Below are 15,993 nucleotides of genomic sequence, written 5' to 3' on the forward strand. Positions count from 1 at the left end.
GGTCAAGAGCTCGATCGAGCCACCCCACCGGCATTTTTCACGCTCTCTTCGGTTCGCAACACCGAGTTAACCCTGCAAAGGACTTTGCAGGGTTAACGTGTTTCTTGACCAACCATTGACCTGTGCTTGGTGCACACAAGAGGCGCGAACTGCCGCGAGGGGGGCTCATGTTCCGAGGTACGACGGCCCGGACCGTGTTCTCGCTCCTGGCCGCCGCCCTGCTCGCCGTCCAGTTCTTCGCGCCCGCGGCAACCTTCGCAGCCGCGCACACACTCAGTCACGCCGAGGCCAAGGCCCAGCCCGGTCCGACGCTCTCGGCGACGTTGGTGCGCGACGGCTCGCACACCCACCGGGCCCACGGCCTCTGCGGGGAGCCCACCAGCCCGCCGCGGACCGCCGACCGCCACCGCACCGCCACCGCCGGCTGGGCCGACGACCGTCCGCCCACCGCCCGGCACACCGAGGCGATACCCGCCTCCGTGGCCCCCGCGGCCAAGCATCAGCGCACGTCAAGAGCGTCCAGAGCCCACTCGCCTGCCGCGCTTCAGATCTTCCGCTGCTGAGCGACGGGTTCTGCCCCGGCTCGTCACCCCCCACAACCGTCGTGCAAGCCCGACGCGCCGCTCCGGCGCGCCAGGAGGAGTCCACACGCCATGCAGCCCCTCATCGACAACGCCCGTACGTTCGGACAGCGCCCTGAGGAGTTCGCCAAACTCGCCGAAGGCCAGTCCCCGCAGGTGCTGTTCATCACCTGCTCCGACTCCCGGGTCGTCCCGGCCCTGATCACCGGCGCCCGCCCGGGCGAGCTCTTCGAGCTGCGCACCGCGGGCAACATCGTCCCCCCGTACGCCTCGGAGCACCCCACCAGCGAGGCGGCCACCATCGAGTACGCCGTGGAGGTGCTGGGCGTCCGCGACATCGTCGTCTGCGGGCACTCGCACTGCGGCGCCGTCGGCGCGCTGGTGCGCGGCGACGACCTGACCGCCGTACCCGCCGTACGGGACTGGCTGGCCCGTGCCGAGCCGCGCCCGACCGGGGCGGTGGAGGACCCGGCCGTCGCCGAGGGCGTGCAGAGCCATGTGCTCGCCCAGCTGCTGCGGCTGCGCTCCTACCCGTTCATCGACAAGAAGCTGGCGCGGGGCGAACTGACCCTGCGCGGCTGGTACTACGAGGTCCACACCGGTGCCGTGCGCGAACACCGCGCCGACACCGACGCGTTCGAGACCCTGTGAGCGTCGCGATGACCAAGTTTCCTTACCTGAAGCAGGACTTCACCGCCTCTCTCGTCGTCTTCCTGGTCGCGCTCCCGCTGTGCGTGGGCGTGGCCGTCGCCTCCGGTGTCCCGGCCGAACTCGGCCTGGTCACCGGCATCGTGGGCGGTCTCGTCACCGGAATGCTGCGGGGCAGCAGCCTCCAGGTGTCGGGGCCGGCCGCCGGACTGACCGTGCTCGTCTTCGAGGCGGTGCGGGAGTTCGGGCTGCCGGTGCTCGGCGTGATCGTGCTCGTCACCGGCGTGCTCCAGATCGCCATGGGTGCGCTGCGGCTGGGCCGCTACTTCCGGGCCATCTCGGTCTCGGTGGTCGAGGGCATGCTGGCCGGAATCGGTCTGGTCCTGATCGCCGGCCAGCTGTATCCGGCGCTCGCCGCCAAGGCCCCCGAGTCGGGGCCCGGCAAGATAGCCGGTCTGCCGAGGGCGTTCCTGGACGCCCTCGGGGACGGGAAAGCGCTGGCCTCACTCGCCCTCGGCGCGGGCACCGTCGCGGTCCTGGTGCTGTGGAAGTACCTCCCGGCGAAGGTGCGGACGGTTCCGGGACCGCTGGCCGCCGTCGGCCTCGCCACCCTGGCCGGGTTCCTGCTGAGCCTCCCGGTCGCCACCGTCGAGGTGCACGGGCTGCTGGGCTCCGTCCAGCCGCCGCCGCTGAGCGCCTTCGGCGAACTGGCGAGCTTCGGCGTGATCGGCACGATCGTCGCGTTCACACTGATCGCGTCCGCCGAGTCGCTGTTCAGCGCGGCGGCCGTGGACCGTCTGCACAACGGTCCGCGCACCAAGTACAACCAGGAGCTGATCGCCCAGGGCGCGGGCAACGCGCTCTGCGGGGTGCTCGGCGCGCTGCCGATGACCGCGGTGATCGTGCGCAGCGCGGCCAATGTGCAGGCGGGCGCCCGGACGAAGGCGTCCCGGGTGCTGCACGGCGTCTGGCTGCTGCTGTTCGCGGCGCTGCTGCCGGGCGTCCTCGGCTACATACCGATCCCGGCGCTCGCCGGAGTCCTGGTCTACTCGGGCGCCAAGCTGATCCCCGTGCGGGCACTGGCCGTCCTCTGGCGCGAACACCGGGGCGAGGCGCTGATCCTGGTCGTCACCGCGGTGTCGATCGTCGCGGTCAGCATGTTCGAGGGCGTGCTCATCGGACTGGCCCTGTCCATCGTCAAGACCGCGTGGGAGGCCTCGCACATCAAGCTGGAGGTGATCGACAAGGGCGCGGGCCCGATCGACGCCCACCTGTCGGGCAACGCGACCTTCCTGCGGCTGCCCAAGATCCTCGACAGTCTGGAGGCGCTGCCCCACGATCGCCCGATCCGGGTGGACCTGTCCGGGCTGCACCATCTCGACCACGCCTGCCGGACCGCGCTGGAGAGCTGGGCCGAGCGGCACAGCGACGCCGACACCGAACCGGTGAAGGTCACGGCCGCCTCGGCCGTGACCACCCGAGTCACGGCCGTCTGAACCGGCGGCCGCTCCCGGGCCGGGCTGCCGACGCCCCTCGGCAGCCCGGCCCGGACCTGCTCCCCGGCGGACCATGGCCCCGAACGGTCCGTCGGGCATATCGTTACAACATCAGACATACCGGACCTCTCTGGCTGGGGGTCGTGATGGTTCAGGAGCTGCTGGTAGCGGTGGTGGTGGCGCTGTGCGTCGGCGCGCTGTACCTGGCCGCGGGGGCGCGGGTCGTCAAGCAGTACGAACAGGGTGTGCTGTTCCGGCTCGGCCGGGTCACCGGTGGCGTACGACAGCCCGGCTTCAATCTGGTGATCCCGTTCGCGGACCGGCTGCACAAGATCAACATGCAGATCGTCACGCTGCCGGTCCCCGCCCAGGAGGGCATCACCCGCGACAACGTCACCGTGCGCGTGGACGCGGTCGTCTACTTCCGGGTGGTCGACGCGGTGAGCGCGCTGGTCAAGGTCGAGGACTACAAGTTCGCCGTCTCGCAGATGGCCCAGACCTCGCTGCGGTCGATCATCGGCAAGAGCGACCTGGACGACCTGCTCTCCAACCGCGAGCAGCTCAACCAGGGACTGGAGCTGATGATCGACAGCCCGGCCGTGGGCTGGGGTGTGCAGGTGGACCGGGTCGAGATCAAGGACGTGTCGCTGCCGGACACGATGAAGCGCTCGATGGCCCGCCAGGCCGAGGCCGACCGGGAGCGCCGGGCCCGGATCATCAACGCCGACGCCGAGTTCCAGGCCTCGAAGAAGCTGGCCGAGGCCGCCCAGCAGATGGAGAAGACTCCGACAGCCCTGCAACTGCGGCTGCTCCAGACGATCGTGGCGGTGGCGGCCGAGAAGAACTCCACCCTGGTCCTGCCCTTCCCGGTGGAGCTGCTGCGCTTCCTGGAGCGGGCCCAGCAGCCCGCGCCGAGCGCGCCGAACGGCAGCGCCCCGCACGGTCCCCCGGATCTCGCCGGGCTCTCCGAACTTCCTGAACCCGGACACCCGGACCCCAGCGAAAGGCGTGCCCGTGCCGAGGAACCACCCGAAGCGTACGGACGACAGCGACCCCGCTCTGCGTGACCTGCTCCGGTTCCCGGCCGACCACAAGTGGTACCGCAACCGGGCCATCGGCCGCCTTCTCCTGGAGCACCTGGAGCAGTTCGACCCGCGGTACCCGAAGGCGGACTGCGACGTGGCGGAGTGCCGGGAGCGGCTGCTGAGGGCACCGTGACCGGACAGCCGCCGCCCGGGTGACCCCGGCGGCCCCGGCGCCGCGCCACCCAGAAAAACCGGACAATCCGACCTACGTTCATAGAGTGATCCGATCAGTACGCCGTCTCACCGGTATGACCGCCGCCTGCGTCGCCCTGGGCGCCGCGCTCGCCGCCTGCGGCACCGCCCAGGCCCCCCACACCGGCCACCCGGCCCCGGCCCGGCCCGCCCCCGCCGCCAAGCCGCCCACCCTCCCCGCGGGCCCGGGCGGCCTGGCCCCCGTCTTCTCCAACGGTCCGCGCACCCTGGGCAAGACCGTCGCTCTGACCTTCGACGCCGACATGACCGCCGACCAGGGGCCCCGCGCGGCCGCCGGCGAGCACTTCGACAACCCCGCGCTGATCGCGACCCTGCGCCGGCTGAAGGTGCCGGCCACGGTCTTCATGACCGGCCGCTGGGCCGACGAGTACCCGGACCAGGCCCGCTCCCTCGGCCGCGACCCGCAGTTCGAGGTCGCCAACCACTCCTACAGCCACTACGCGTTCACCGACGACTGCTACGGCCTGCCGACCGTCTCCGCCGTGACCATGAAGTCGGACGTGGAGCGTGCCTACGCCGCACTGCTCAGGGCGGGAGTGCCGCATCCGATGCCGTACTTCCGTTTCCCCGGCGGCTGCTACGACCAGCAGGCGCTGCGCGCGGTCGGCGCGCTCGGGGTGACCGCGGTGCAGTGGGACGTGGTGAGCGGCGACGCGTTCGCGACCGACGCCGACGCCGTGACCAAGCAGGTGCTGGACGGGGTGAAGCCCGGCTCCGTGGTCGTCATGCACTGCACCCGCAGCGCCGCCCCGACCACCGAGCGGGTGGTGCGCAGCGTCGTACCGGAGCTGCGCAAGCGGGGCTTCCGGTTCGTGAAGGTGTCCGAGCTGATCGGCGAGACGCCCGGTCATCGCTGACCGTCCTACGCTGGAGACATGAGCGACGAGGGCTACTGCACGATCTCCGAGGCCGCGAAGCCGCCGACGGCGGACGGACCGCCGTACGCCGAGTGTGTGCTGTGCCGGGAGCCGACCGAGTACCCGGAGTCGTACAAGGGCATCACGATGTGCCCCCGGTGCGAGTGGCAGGAGGCGCAGCGGAGCGCCTGCTCAGGTTGAGCGGCGGCCGTTGAGGACACAGGCCACGGTGAAGGCCGCGGCGGTGAGCAGGGCCGCCGCGGCCGTCGGCAGGGGTGACACCGGGACCCGGCCGGACTCCGAGCCGGAGACCAGACCGCTGACCGCCGCGTGCGCCGGGGAGCCCGCGACCACCACCGCGAGCAGCGCGGCCAGCAGCATCGTGGGCACCGCCCGGCCCGGCGAGCGCAGCAGCGGCCGGTTGGTGAGCGCGCCGACGGCACTGCCGAGCAGCGCGCAGGCGAGGGTCGCGAGCAGACCGGCGGCCCCGGCCCGCAGCGGCGATACGGCGAGCCGGCGGTCGTTGGTGGCGTGCTGGCTGATCACGATCACGATCAGGGTCGCCGCCGTGCCGAGCAGCGCGGCGGCGGCGAGGGCGGTGAGCAGGGCGGCCAGATGGGCCCTGGCCGGGCCCCGCGCCGCCGTGACACAGGCGCGGGCGGCCGGCGGTTCGCCGGTGACACAGATCCGTACCAGCCAGGCGGCCACCGGCAGCAGGGCGGCGGCCGTGTAGCCGAGCGAGTCCAGCACCGGCTGACCGCTCTGCACCCCCACGCCCAGGAACACGGCGTACAGGATCACCGGAGGCAGCCAGCGCTGGGAGCGCAGGAGGAGTGCGGTCTGGTAGCGCAGGAGTGCGGTCATGGGCGCGCTTTCTCGTCCGGTGGGACGTCCGAGGGGCTGACGCTGACCACGTGCCAGGGCGGGTGGGCCGTGAGGAGGGCACGCAGCACCACGTCCGAGTGGGACGCGGGAACCGTAAGACGGTAGGTGCCGGGGGCCGGTTCCTCGGCGAAGGCCGCCGTGCGGGTCGCCTCGGCGGGAAGACGGCCGCCGGCGGGGCCCCGGACGGTGACGACGGTGTGCGGGCCGACGGGTGAAGTCAGCTGCGCGGCAGCGGCCTTGAGGGTGCCGTCGACGACCTGGTAGGTCGCGTCGGGTGCGCCCGCGAGGCGCCGTGGATCGTGATCGACGAACACGACGGCACCCCCGGCCGCGGTCCGCTCGGCGACGGCCCGCTCCAGCTCCGCGCGGGCCTCGGCGTCCAGGCCGGTCCAGGCCTCGTCGAGGACGAGCAGCCGGGGATCGGCGAGCAGGGCCTGGGCCACCGCGACCTTCTGGCTGGTGCCCTTGGAGAGCTGGGCCATGGGCGTGGCCGCGTAGGCCGCGGCCCCGAACCGCTCCAGCCAGTCCGCTGCGCGGGCGGCGGCCGACCTGCGGGAGAGGCCGTGGACGGTGCCGAGGTGGGTGAGGTAGCCGGAGGGGGTGAAGGGCAGGGCCGAGGGGAAGCGCTCGGGCACGTACGCGGTGCGGGGGCGGCCGGTGATACGGCCCTCGGTGGGGGTGTCTATGCCGGCGATCAGGCGGAGCAGGGTGGATTTGCCGGTGCCGTTCGCTCCTTCCACGCGGGTGAGGGTGCCGGGGGTGATGGTGAGGTCGACGCCTCGTAAGACCCAGGGGCCGCGTATGCCGTAGCGGCGGCCTACGCGGGCCAGTTCAAGATCGCGGTGCATGCCGACATTGTCGTGCCGGGAGGGAGCGGGTGGTGCGCATCGCTGCGCGGTGCCGGTCGTATGTGGCTGGTCGCGCCCACGCGGCGGAGCCGCAAATCGACACGGCCCGCGCCCCTTAGGGTGATGTCGTGAGCGTTGATTCCAAGTCACCCGGCGACAGTCCCTTTCGAACCGAGCCCACTGCACGGGACGAAGCACCCCAGTTCGTCCTGCCTCTTGTCGTGCGGATCGAGAAGGCGGCTCCGCCCGCCCGCACCGACGCTCTCGAGACCGCCGCGCGGGCCGTGCTGACCATGCTCGGTGATCCGCGCTCCCTCGGGGACGGGGAGTGGGCTCAGGCGATGCGGGACTGGGAGGACGCGCGGATCCGCAAGGTCGTGCGGCGGGCCCGGGGGGCCGAGTGGCGGCGGGCCGGGGAGCTGCCCGGGATCACCCTCACGGGGAAGTCCGCCGAGGTACGGGTGTTTCCGCCGGTTCCCCTGGACGGGTGGCCCAAGGAACTGGCGAAGTTGCAGGTGTCCGGGACCGAGCTGGACGATCCCGAGCCGCCCGTCGGCGCCGACCGGGCGGGGGCCGTGCTGTGGCTGAACCCGGAGCTGGAGATGTCCGCGGGCAAGGCGATGGCGCAGGCCGGGCACGGGGCCCAACTGGCCTGGTGGGCGCTGTCGGAGGAGGAGCGGGAGGCGTGGCGCGAGGCCGGGTTCCCGCTCGCCGTGCGGACCGCCGATCCGGCCGAGTGGCGTGAACTGACGGACAGCGGGCTGCCGTTGGTGCGGGACGCCGGTTTCACCGAGATCGCGCCGGGGTCCTGCACGGTCGTCGCGGACCATCCCGCACTGCGCTGACCTGGGATTTTTTAAATACCCTGACGAACTTTGCCGTTTGTTTGAACACTGCTTCGGTCACACCCGTACGTCCGGTCACTGAACCAGCGACACGGGGAGGGACCCCTTGCGGCGTTTCAACGGTACGGCCATGATCCTGGCGGCCCTCGCCACCACGCTCGGCGCGCTCGCCTATCCCGTGTGGTCGTACGGCGACCGCTCCGGCACCGGCCAGGCGAACGTGGCGGCGGGCACGGTGATGACCCAGTGGGGCCCGTTGACCGCGGCCGACCGCGACCTGATCGTACGGGTCCGGCTGGCTGGGCTGTGGGAGCTGCCGGCCGGGCAGCAGGCCATCCAGCGGGCGCCGAGCGCGGCCATCAAGGAGGCCGGCGACCATCTGATCGTCGGCCACACCGACCTCGACCGACGGGTCCGGATCGTAGCGGCGCAGCTGGGCGTTGAGTTGCCGAACGTGCCGAACGAACAGCAGCAGGGCTGGCTCAACGAGATGTCGGCGGCGACCGGCGAGGAGTACGAGTACAAGTTCGTGAACCTGCTGCGAGCCGCGCACGGCAAGATCTTCCCGGCGGTCGGGACCGTGCGGAACACCACCCGCAACAGCCTGGTACGACAGCTGGCCTCGGACACCAACCAGACGGTGCTCGATCACATCACGATCCTGGAGAAGACCGGGAAGGTCGACTTCGAGGCGATCGCCAACGAGATCGCCAACGCCACCACGGCCAGCCCGACCGGCCCGGCCGTGCCGGCGCCGGGGGTGGTGGTGCCCTCCGCACCGGCCGCGCAGGCCAGTGATGACGTGCGCACCACGTCCAGTCCTTCCCCCGGTGCGCCGGGCACTGTGAACACCGCGCGCCCCGACCCGGAGGACTCGGCGGGCGGCGTGCTCGCCCGGCAGTAGCCGAACAGCTCCCCGGAGCGCGGCCCCGAACCTCAAATGTTGCTCTGAAGCGGCAGGCAACACGGTTCGCGGACGCGCTCCGGGGCCATACCCCCGTCATTCGGAACAAGAAGGGGGGCGGACCATGACGCTGCAGCGGCTGGGAACGGGCATCGGCTGGCGGCCGGAGATCGCCGACGCCGTGGAGCGCATGCCCGGCATCGACTGGGTCGAGGTCGTGGCCGAGAACACCTGTCCGGGCCACCTCCCCGAGCCGCTGCGGCGGCTGCGCGAGCGCGGGGTGACGGTCGTACCGCACGGTGTCTCCCTGGGCCTCGGCGGCGCGGACCACCCGGACGCGGACCGGCTCACGGCGCTCGCCGAGCGGGCGGAGGCGCTGGGCTCCCCTCTGGTCACCGAGCACATCGCGTTCGTCCGCGGAGGCGGGCCGCTGACGGCCTCGCCGCTCCTGGAGGCGGGCCATCTGCTCCCCGTGCCGCGCACCCGGGACGCGCTCGACGTGCTCTGCGAGAACATCCGCATCGCGCAGGCCGCGCTGCCGGTGCCGCTCGCCGTCGAGAACATCGCCGCACTCATCTGCTGGCCGGGCGAGGAGATGACCGAGGGGCAGTTCCTGTACGACCTCGTCGACCGCACCGGGGTCCGGCTGCTGATCGACGTGGCGAACCTGCACACCAACCACGTCAACCGCGGTGAGGACCCGGCCAAGGCGCTCGCCGAACTCCCCGTCGAGGCCATCGCCTACGTCCATGTCGCGGGCGGCTTCGAGCGGGACGGCGTCTGGCACGACAGCCACGCCCACCCGGTGCCCCCGGCGGTCCTGGACGTCCTGACCGACCTCGCGTCCCGGGTCACGCCGCCGGGAGTGCTGCTGGAGCGGGACGAGAACTTCCCCGAACCGGCCGACCTGGAGCAGGAGCTGGCGGCGATCCGCCGGGCGGTGGCGGCGGGGGGCGCGGTCGCCGGCCGCCGGTTCGCTCCCCCGGCGCGGCCGGCCGCACCCGAGGTGACCGACGCCACCCGGCAGCGCGTCGGGCTCGCGCAGACCGCGGTGCTGTCCTCACTGGTCGCGCGGACACCGGTGCCGGAGGGGTTCGACCGGGTGCGGATGGGGGTCCAGGCGCGGGCACTGGCCTCGAAACGGGCGGACGTGGTGGCGAAGGTGGCCCCGGAGCTGCCGGAGATCCTGGGCGAGGCGTACCGGCCGGCCTTTCTGGCGTACGCGCAGGAACGGCCGATGACCGGGGGTTACCGGCGGGACGCCCTGGACTTCGCGGAGCGGTTGCTGAGCGACGGCGGGGCGGGTGACAGGACCTCCCAGCGCCGACTGGAGAAATGGTGGCGGGACCGAGCGGGCACGACGCCCCGCCGAAGGGCGTTGCTGCGGCGAGGCTAGGAGGGTGAGGGCCGGGGGGTGTCACTTACCGGCGTTGGCAGGGTGCCTCCCCCACTCTCGGCTTCGCTCGAGCGGGGGGACCCCCATCGCCCACCCGTGCCGCCTGGGGGCACCTCCCAGGCCCTTAAGGCACTGGGGGAGGCACGCCTGCCCGCAGCTATGTAGCTCCCCGTGGCTCTGTAGGACACGGCTGAACAGCGCCCTGTAAGGGGCGCGGGGCTGTATCGACATGCGGCTCCGCCGCGTGGGCGCGACCAGCCCCCACCGGCCCGCGGCCGAACGACCATTTTCACCCCCTCGGTAATATGCCAACCCCGTACGGCGAAGCCCCACCGTGCGGTGCAGGAGGCATCATGCGCGCGCGTTCCCGACCCCCCGTCCAAGGCCGAGGCATATTCACCGGTACCGGACTGATCATCGCCTGTCTCGCGGCGACCCTCGCCGCCCTGGTGTTCCCGATCTGGTCGTACGCCGACCGCTCGGATCCGACCGGCGCGGTGAACGTGCTGAGCGCCCAGACCGTGTCGACCCGCTACGGTCCGCTGTCCGCCCTGGACCGGGACTTCGTCGTCAAGGTGCGGCTCGCCGGGCTCTGGGAGCTGCCGGCCGGGGAGATGGCGGAGCAGAAGGGCACCACCCAGGCCGTACGGACCGCCGGCCGGCACCTCGTCGACGGTCACGCCGCCCTGGACGCGCACGTCCGCAGCGTCGCCGCCCAGCTCGGCGTGCCGATTCCCAACCAGCCCAACGCCCAGCAGCAACAGTGGCTCGCCACGCTCACCGAGGCGCAGGGGCAGGACTTCGACCGGCAGTTCGCGAACATCGCGCGGTTGGCCCACGGCCGGGTCTTCTCCGTCGTCGCCCAGGTCCGCGCCGGCACCCAGAACACCCTGGTCCGCGATCTCGCCGACGACGCCAACACCACCGTCCTGGACCACATCAAGGTCCTGGAGGCCACGGGGTACGTCGACTTCGCCGCCCTCGCGCAGCAGTTGGCGGTCACCCCCTCCCCCGCCGCCTCGCCGCCGGTCTTCGCGCCGAGCGACGCGATCCCGGTCGTACCGTCGCCGGCACCGGCACCGCCGTCGGCCTCGACGTACCCGCTGCCGCCCGCCGCCTCCAGTCCCCCGCCTCCCCACAGCCCCTGACCTGCACGGGAAGCGGAACGTCACATACCGACAACACTCGGTCCGGAATATGAACAGGGCATGGCGTTTCCCAAGCCCCTGGCATAGAAACGCGTCATGTTCTGGGTCCTTCTCCTGCTCCTGGCCTGGGCCGTCGCCGGCACCGCCTGCACTCGGCTGTGCCTGGCCGCCGTACGCACCGCGGCCACCGGCACGGACACCGGCCGAGGTCACGATCTGACGCTGTACGAGGCCGCTTTCCTGTCCGGCGGACCCGCGCGGGTCGCCGATCTGACCCTGGTGTCCATGGCCCGCGAACAGCGGCTGCTGCTGGCCCACACCGGCTGGGCGACCGTCGTGGACCCGCGTGCGCGGGACGAGATGGAGCGCTCGGTGATAGGTGCCATCGGGCCGGAGGGGCAGTCGCGGATAGCGCCGGTGCGCTCGGCGGCGGCCGGCGCGGACGCCGTGCGCAGTCTCGGCGAGGGGCTGGTGCGGGCCGGGCTCGCGGTGCCGGACGTGGCGGCGCGTACGACGGTCGCGTCGGGCGTGCGTCAGGTCCGGGCCGCCGCACTCGCCGTGTTCGGCCTGGGGGCGGTCGCCCTCGTGCTGCCCGCCCCGACCGAGATGCCCCGCGACCTGGTCGCCATGTGGTTCGCGCTGCCCCTCACCCTGACGTTGAGCTGCCTGGCCATCGCCCGGGTCGAGGTGCACCCGTACGCGCGCTGGGCCTCCCCGGCCGGGCAGCGACTGCTGGGCGTGCTGCACCGGCGGGCGAACCGGGCGGCCGACGACCACTCGATGCTCGCCTCCGTCGCCGTCCGCGGTATCCGCGCGATCGGTGAACCGGAGCTGCGTGCGGCCTTCGCACACCGGGACCAGCTCCCGCGGGAGTGAGCGGGGGCGTATAGGGGCATTGGCGCCGACACCCGCCGATGGTGCTTGCCTTCGCCGACAACCGGTCGAAATATCCCTTTTATTGCTGCCGTGCAGTCGCTGCGGTGCCGTTACTGCCGCGCCACGCAGCGACCGCACCGAAAGGGATACGCCATGAGAGCCCCCGCCCTGTATTCGGCAGCCGGGTCCCTGATCCTGACCACCCTGGCCGCCGCCCCGGCCGGGAGCGCCCCCCGCGTCCCGGACGCGGCGACCACCGAACTGCGCGGTACCGCCGTGGCCGCCGCGCGGGCGCGCGCGGAGGGCATCGACTTCGGCAAGTGCGCCGCGGGCCTGGACTTCCCGAGCTCCTTCCAGTGCGGCACGCTGAGCGTCCCACTGGACTACACGCGTCCGGACGGCAAGCAGATCAGACTGACCGTCAGCCGGGTACGCGCCACCCACAAGGACCCGCACAACAGCAAGCGCAAGGTGCCCCGGCAGGGCACCCTGGTCTACAACCCGGGCGGCCCCGGTGCCTCCGGCATGGCCTTCCCGATGGTCGGCGTACTGCCCGAGTGGAAGCGCCTCGCCGCCGCCTACGACCTGGTCGGCTACGCCCCGCGCGGGGTGGACCGTTCGGCGCCGCTGTCCTGTGTGGACCCCAAGCGGTTCTTCAAGGCGCCCTCCCCGTCACCGGCGCACCCGTCGGCGGCGTACAAGAAGGCGCGGGTCGCGGAGGCGAAGGCGTACGCGCGCGGCTGTCTCAAGCGGTCCGGGAGCAGGCTGAGGTACTTCACCTCGCTCAACAACGCGCGTGACCTGGACGTGCTGCGCGCCGCGCTCGGCGAGAACCGGCTGACCTTCATGGGCGCCTCCTACGGCACCTACTTCGGCGCGCTGTACGCCACCCTGTTCCCCTCGCACGTACGGCGGATGGTGCTGGACTCGGCGGTGAACCCGGACCCGGCACAGATCTGGTACCGCTCCAACCTGGACCAGTCGGCCGCGTTCGAGAGCCGCTGGGCGGACTACCGCGAGTGGATCGCCCGGCACGACAACGTGTACGGGCTCGGTGACACGGCCGCGAAGGTGCAGGCGAGTTACGACCGGGCGAGCAAGCGGCTGGCCAAGAAGGCGGCCGGCGGGAAGGTCGGGCCGGGGCAGTTGCAGGGCGCGTTCCTGTCGGCCGGGTACTACGACGACTACTGGCCGAGCCGCGCGGAGGCGCTGTCGAAGTTCCTGAAGGGCGACGCGAAGCCGTTGGTCAAGCTGGCGGCGCCGACGCCCGCGACGGCCGCCGCGGCGGAGAACGGCAACGCGGTCTACACGGCCGTCGAGTGCAACGACGCGGCCTGGCCGACGGACTTCAGGACCTGGGACCGGGACAACACCCGGCTGGCGCGGGTGGCGCCGTTCGAGACCTGGGACAACGCCTTCATGAACCTGCCGTGCGCCTACTGGCCGGTGCCCCGGCAGAAGGCCCTCGACGTCCGGACGGGTCCCGGTGAGCTGCCGCCGACGCTGATCCTGCAGGCGGAGCGGGACGCGGCCACGCCCTACGCGGGCGCGTTGGAGATGAACCGGCGGCTGGCCGACTCGGTGCTGGTGACCGAGCGGGACGCGGGCACCCACGGCATCGGCGGCGGCCCCAACAAGTGCGTCAACGGCTACCTGGAGGCCTACCTGCTGGAGGGCCGGCTCCCGGACCGGCGGGCGTCCTGCACGGGGCACCCGGAGCCGAAGCCGGCCGGCCACGCCCAGCAGAAGAAGCTGCGGGACTCCCTGAAGGGCAAGGCCGGCCAGCGCTGAGCGTCGTCAGGCGAGGCCCGCGACCAGCTCCGCGACGTCCTTGCGGCGGCCCGTGTAGAAGGGGACCTCCTCACGGACGTGCATCCGGGCCTCGGAGGCACGCAGATGACGCATGAGGTCGACGATGCGGTGCAGCTCGTCGGCCTCGAAGGCCAGGATCCACTCGTAGTCGCCGAGCGAGAACGAGGCGACCGTGTTGGCGCGCACGTCCGGGTAGCCGCGGGCCATCTTGCCGTGGTCGGCGAGCATCCGGCGGCGGTCCTCGTCGGGCAGCAGGTACCAGTCGTACGAGCGCACGAACGGGTACACGCTGACGTAGTTGCGCGGCGTCTCGTCGGCGAGGAAGGCCGGGATGTGCGAGCGGTTGAACTCGGCGGGGCGGTGCAGCGCCATGTTCGACCAGACCGGCGTGAGGGCACGGCCCAGCTTCGTGCGTCGGAAGAGGTTGTACGCCTCCTGGAGCCGGTCGCTGTCCTCGGCGTGCCACCAGATCATCAGGTCGGCGTCGGCGCGCAGACCGGAGAGGTCGTAGGTGCCGCGCACGGTCACGTCCTTGGCGGCGAGCTGGTCGAACAGCTCCTGGACCTCGTCGGCGTAGCCGGCGCGGTCCTCGGGCAGCACGTCCGTCAGCTTGAAGACCGACCACAGGGTGTACCGGATGACCTCGTTGAGGTCCTTGGCCAGCTTGCCCTTGTTCGGGATCCGCTCGGGGGCGGTGGTGGGGGCGTCGTCACTCATGGTCCTTATTCTCCCGCTCCGCCGTGCAGGCTCTGCACCGGGTGGGCGGTGAGCTCCCGCACCGCCGCCAGGTCACCGCCCAGCTGGTCGACCGCCGCGTACGCGCTCGCGATGCAGGCGGGGATGCCCACCCCGTCGTACTGGGCCCCGCAGACCGCCAGGCCCGGGAGCCCGGCGACGTGCTCGCGGACGCGGGCCACGCGCGCGTGGTGGCCGACGGGGTACTGGGGCAGGCCGTCGGTCCAGCGGGTGACACGGGTGGCGACGGGGTCCGCGGCCAGGCCGGTGGCGGCGCGCAGATCCTGCCGGGAGACGTCGACGAGGTCGCCGTCCGCGCGGCCCAGCACCTCCGTCTCGCCGTACCGGCCGACCGAGGTGCGCAGCACGACGACGTCCGGGTCCTCGTCGGCGATCCAGCCCCACTTCTGGGAGGCGAAGGTGGAGGCCTTGATGGTGCGGCCGTCGACGGGCGGCACCAGGAAGCCGCTGCCCTCGGGGAGGGCGAGGTCGGCACGGCGGTAGGCGAGGGTGATCAGGGCCATCGAGGCGTACTCGACGGCGGCCAGTCCGGCCGCGGCGGCGGGCGCTTCGGCACGCAGCAGGGCGGCGGCGACGGGGGCCGGGACGGCGACGATCACGGCGTCCGCGTACCGCACCCGGTCACCGGCGACGACCCGCCACCCGGTGTGGTGGCCGCCGCGGCCCGCCGCGCGGTCACCGTGATCCGCCGCCCCGGCGCCCGCCCGCGACGGGCCGGATCCGCCGGCCGGTGAGTCGTCGTGGTCGAAGTCCCGCGTCGTGCCCGGTCCCACCCTGCGCAGTTCGGTCACGGGTGCCCCGGTGACGATCTCGCCCCCGCGCGCCCGCACCGAGGCGGCCACCGCGAGCGGCAGGGTGCCGACGCCGCCCTCGATGCCCATGAACACCGGGCCCGTCTGCTGGTTGGCGGCCGCCTTGGCCTGGATCTCGCGGACGGCCTCGGTCAGCGAGTCGTGCGTCCTGGCGGCCTGGTAGAGCTGCGGGACCGCCGAGCGCATCGAGATGCGGTACGCGTCGCCCGCGTAGACCCCGCCGAGCAGCGGTTCGACCAGCCGGTCGACGACCTCCCGGCCGAGCCGCCCGGCCACGTACTCCCCCACCGCCACGTCGTCGCCGACCTCGGTGCGGGGCAGGTCGGCGTCGCGCTCGATACGCGCGAGGCCCTCCTCCGACAGCACACCGGACAGGGCGGCGGCGGTGCCGGGGACACCCATGACGTGGCCCTTGGGCATGGGACGCAGGGCACCCCGGGTCCAGATCGAGGCCGAGGCGGTGGCCGGCGGCTGCAGCCGGCCGTCCAGCCCCACCTCGCGCGCGAGGGCGACCGCCTCGGGCCGGCGGGCCAGCATCGACTCGGCGCCCAGGTCGACCCGCACACCCGCGATCTCGCCGGGCAGCAGCTTGCCGCCGACTCTCTCCGAGGCCTCCAGCACGGTCACGCGCGCGCCGCGCTCCAGCAGCCGGTGGGCCGCGGCCAGCCCGGCGATCCCGGCGCCGATGACCACGACGTGCTGCCCCGTGCCCGTACCCGTTGCGCTCATGACCCCCACTCTCTCAGACCCCACTGACACTCCCGTCCGGGCCCGGTGACCTGCGCGCGTCCGGACCGTGACCGCATCGGGACCGTCGCGCTCAAACGTCCC

17 protein-coding genes are annotated in these 15,993 nt (G+C 72.6%); 13 read left to right on the top strand and 4 right to left on the bottom strand.

Features of this window, described 5'->3' with window-relative positions:
* The first annotated feature begins 167 nt into the window (after positions 1–167).
* The 7 genes from ACFWXC_RS17720 (at position 168) to ACFWXC_RS17750 (ending at position 5,081) form a co-directional block, all read left to right on the top strand.
* Positions 168–563, top strand: a complete 396-nt coding sequence (locus ACFWXC_RS17720) for a hypothetical protein (protein WP_384479632.1) — start codon at positions 168–170, stop codon at positions 561–563.
* A gap of 90 nt (positions 564–653) precedes the next feature.
* Entirely contained in the window at positions 654–1,232 is a 579-nt protein-coding gene (locus ACFWXC_RS17725; RefSeq protein ID WP_384479634.1) for a carbonic anhydrase, read from the top strand.
* An 8-nt stretch (positions 1,233–1,240) separates the two neighbouring features.
* The gene (locus ACFWXC_RS17730) at positions 1,241–2,725 is read left to right on the top strand and encodes a SulP family inorganic anion transporter (protein WP_384479636.1); all 1,485 of its coding nucleotides are present in this window, start codon (positions 1,241–1,243) and stop codon (positions 2,723–2,725) included.
* A gap of 146 nt (positions 2,726–2,871) precedes the next feature.
* Entirely contained in the window at positions 2,872–3,792 is a 921-nt protein-coding gene (locus ACFWXC_RS17735; RefSeq protein ID WP_384479682.1) for a slipin family protein, read from the top strand.
* Positions 3,740–3,943 (top strand): hypothetical protein, encoded by a 204-nt coding sequence (locus ACFWXC_RS17740; protein WP_384479638.1) that lies wholly within the window; start codon positions 3,740–3,742, stop codon positions 3,941–3,943. Before ACFWXC_RS17735 ends, ACFWXC_RS17740 begins: the two co-directional genes overlap by 53 nt.
* 85 nt (positions 3,944–4,028) lie before the next feature.
* Complete coding sequence (locus ACFWXC_RS17745) at positions 4,029–4,880, top strand: polysaccharide deacetylase family protein (protein WP_384479640.1); 852 nt, start codon at positions 4,029–4,031, stop codon at positions 4,878–4,880.
* 18 nt (positions 4,881–4,898) lie between these two features.
* On the top strand, positions 4,899–5,081 hold the full coding sequence (locus ACFWXC_RS17750; RefSeq protein WP_382538319.1) for a hypothetical protein: 183 nt from the start codon (positions 4,899–4,901) through the stop codon (positions 5,079–5,081).
* Here the strand turns inward: ACFWXC_RS17750 and ACFWXC_RS17755 are convergent.
* Positions 5,073–5,744, bottom strand: a complete 672-nt coding sequence (locus ACFWXC_RS17755) for an ABC transporter (RefSeq protein WP_384479642.1) — start codon at positions 5,742–5,744, stop codon at positions 5,073–5,075. The two genes, ACFWXC_RS17750 and ACFWXC_RS17755, sit on opposite strands and share 9 nt — an antisense overlap.
* The gene (locus ACFWXC_RS17760) at positions 5,741–6,613 is read right to left on the bottom strand and encodes an ATP-binding cassette domain-containing protein (RefSeq protein ID WP_384479643.1); all 873 of its coding nucleotides are present in this window, start codon (positions 6,611–6,613) and stop codon (positions 5,741–5,743) included. The genes ACFWXC_RS17755 and ACFWXC_RS17760 overlap by 4 nt, the downstream gene beginning before the upstream one ends.
* Before the next feature lie 128 nt (positions 6,614–6,741).
* Here ACFWXC_RS17760 and ACFWXC_RS17765 point away from each other — a divergent pair, with 128 nt between their 5' ends.
* From ACFWXC_RS17765 to ACFWXC_RS17790, 6 genes are all read left to right on the top strand, one after another.
* A complete protein-coding gene (locus ACFWXC_RS17765; protein WP_384479645.1) occupies positions 6,742–7,458 on the top strand; it encodes an aminoacyl-tRNA hydrolase in 717 nt (238 codons plus the stop codon).
* A 106-nt stretch (positions 7,459–7,564) separates the two neighbouring features.
* A complete protein-coding gene (locus tag ACFWXC_RS17770; protein WP_384479647.1) occupies positions 7,565–8,362 on the top strand; it encodes a DUF4142 domain-containing protein in 798 nt (265 codons plus the stop codon).
* Positions 8,363–8,486: 124 nt separating this feature from the next.
* Positions 8,487–9,758, top strand: coding sequence for a DUF692 domain-containing protein (locus tag ACFWXC_RS17775; RefSeq protein ID WP_384479649.1), 1,272 nt, complete (start codon positions 8,487–8,489; stop codon positions 9,756–9,758).
* 353 nt (positions 9,759–10,111) lie between these two features.
* On the top strand, positions 10,112–10,906 hold the full coding sequence (locus tag ACFWXC_RS17780) for a DUF4142 domain-containing protein (RefSeq protein WP_384479651.1): 795 nt from the start codon (positions 10,112–10,114) through the stop codon (positions 10,904–10,906).
* Between the two features lie 96 nt (positions 10,907–11,002).
* A complete protein-coding gene (locus ACFWXC_RS17785) occupies positions 11,003–11,782 on the top strand; it encodes a TIGR04222 domain-containing membrane protein (RefSeq protein ID WP_384479653.1) in 780 nt (259 codons plus the stop codon).
* A 153-nt stretch (positions 11,783–11,935) separates the two neighbouring features.
* A complete protein-coding gene (locus ACFWXC_RS17790; RefSeq protein WP_384479655.1) occupies positions 11,936–13,573 on the top strand; it encodes an alpha/beta hydrolase in 1,638 nt (545 codons plus the stop codon).
* 6 nt (positions 13,574–13,579) lie between these two features.
* Here the strand turns inward: ACFWXC_RS17790 and hemQ are convergent, their stop codons facing one another.
* Both hemQ and hemG read right to left on the bottom strand, forming a co-directional pair.
* Positions 13,580–14,311 (bottom strand): hydrogen peroxide-dependent heme synthase, encoded by a 732-nt coding sequence (gene hemQ / locus ACFWXC_RS17795; protein ID WP_384479657.1) that lies wholly within the window; start codon positions 14,309–14,311, stop codon positions 13,580–13,582.
* Positions 14,312–14,316: 5 nt separating this feature from the next.
* Positions 14,317–15,891, bottom strand: coding sequence for a protoporphyrinogen oxidase (gene hemG, locus ACFWXC_RS17800; protein WP_384479658.1), 1,575 nt, complete (start codon positions 15,889–15,891; stop codon positions 14,317–14,319).
* Positions 15,892–15,993 lie beyond the last annotated feature (102 nt).

Source organism: Streptomyces sp. NPDC058683 (genome assembly GCF_042716195.1).
Classification (GTDB): Bacteria; Actinomycetota; Actinomycetes; order Streptomycetales; family Streptomycetaceae; genus Streptomyces.

Coding starts and splice junctions, on each gene's coding strand:
- ACFWXC_RS17735 (WP_384479682.1), top strand. CDS start 2,872: ATGGTTCAGGAGCTGCTGGTAGCGGTGGTGGTGGCGCTGTGCGTCGGC.
- hemQ (WP_384479657.1), bottom strand. CDS start 14,311: ATGAGTGACGACGCCCCCACCACCGCCCCCGAGCGGATCCCGAACAAG.
- ACFWXC_RS17760 (WP_384479643.1), bottom strand. CDS start 6,613: ATGCACCGCGATCTTGAACTGGCCCGCGTAGGCCGCCGCTACGGCATA.
- ACFWXC_RS17790 (WP_384479655.1), top strand. CDS start 11,936: ATGAGAGCCCCCGCCCTGTATTCGGCAGCCGGGTCCCTGATCCTGACC.
- hemG (WP_384479658.1), bottom strand. CDS start 15,891: ATGAGCGCAACGGGTACGGGCACGGGGCAGCACGTCGTGGTCATCGGC.
- ACFWXC_RS17780 (WP_384479651.1), top strand. CDS start 10,112: ATGCGCGCGCGTTCCCGACCCCCCGTCCAAGGCCGAGGCATATTCACC.
- ACFWXC_RS17755 (WP_384479642.1), bottom strand. CDS start 5,744: ATGACCGCACTCCTGCGCTACCAGACCGCACTCCTCCTGCGCTCCCAG.
- ACFWXC_RS17775 (WP_384479649.1), top strand. CDS start 8,487: ATGACGCTGCAGCGGCTGGGAACGGGCATCGGCTGGCGGCCGGAGATC.
- ACFWXC_RS17730 (WP_384479636.1), top strand. CDS start 1,241: ATGACCAAGTTTCCTTACCTGAAGCAGGACTTCACCGCCTCTCTCGTC.
- ACFWXC_RS17785 (WP_384479653.1), top strand. CDS start 11,003: ATGTTCTGGGTCCTTCTCCTGCTCCTGGCCTGGGCCGTCGCCGGCACC.
- ACFWXC_RS17720 (WP_384479632.1), top strand. CDS start 168: ATGTTCCGAGGTACGACGGCCCGGACCGTGTTCTCGCTCCTGGCCGCC.
- ACFWXC_RS17725 (WP_384479634.1), top strand. CDS start 654: ATGCAGCCCCTCATCGACAACGCCCGTACGTTCGGACAGCGCCCTGAG.
- ACFWXC_RS17750 (WP_382538319.1), top strand. CDS start 4,899: ATGAGCGACGAGGGCTACTGCACGATCTCCGAGGCCGCGAAGCCGCCG.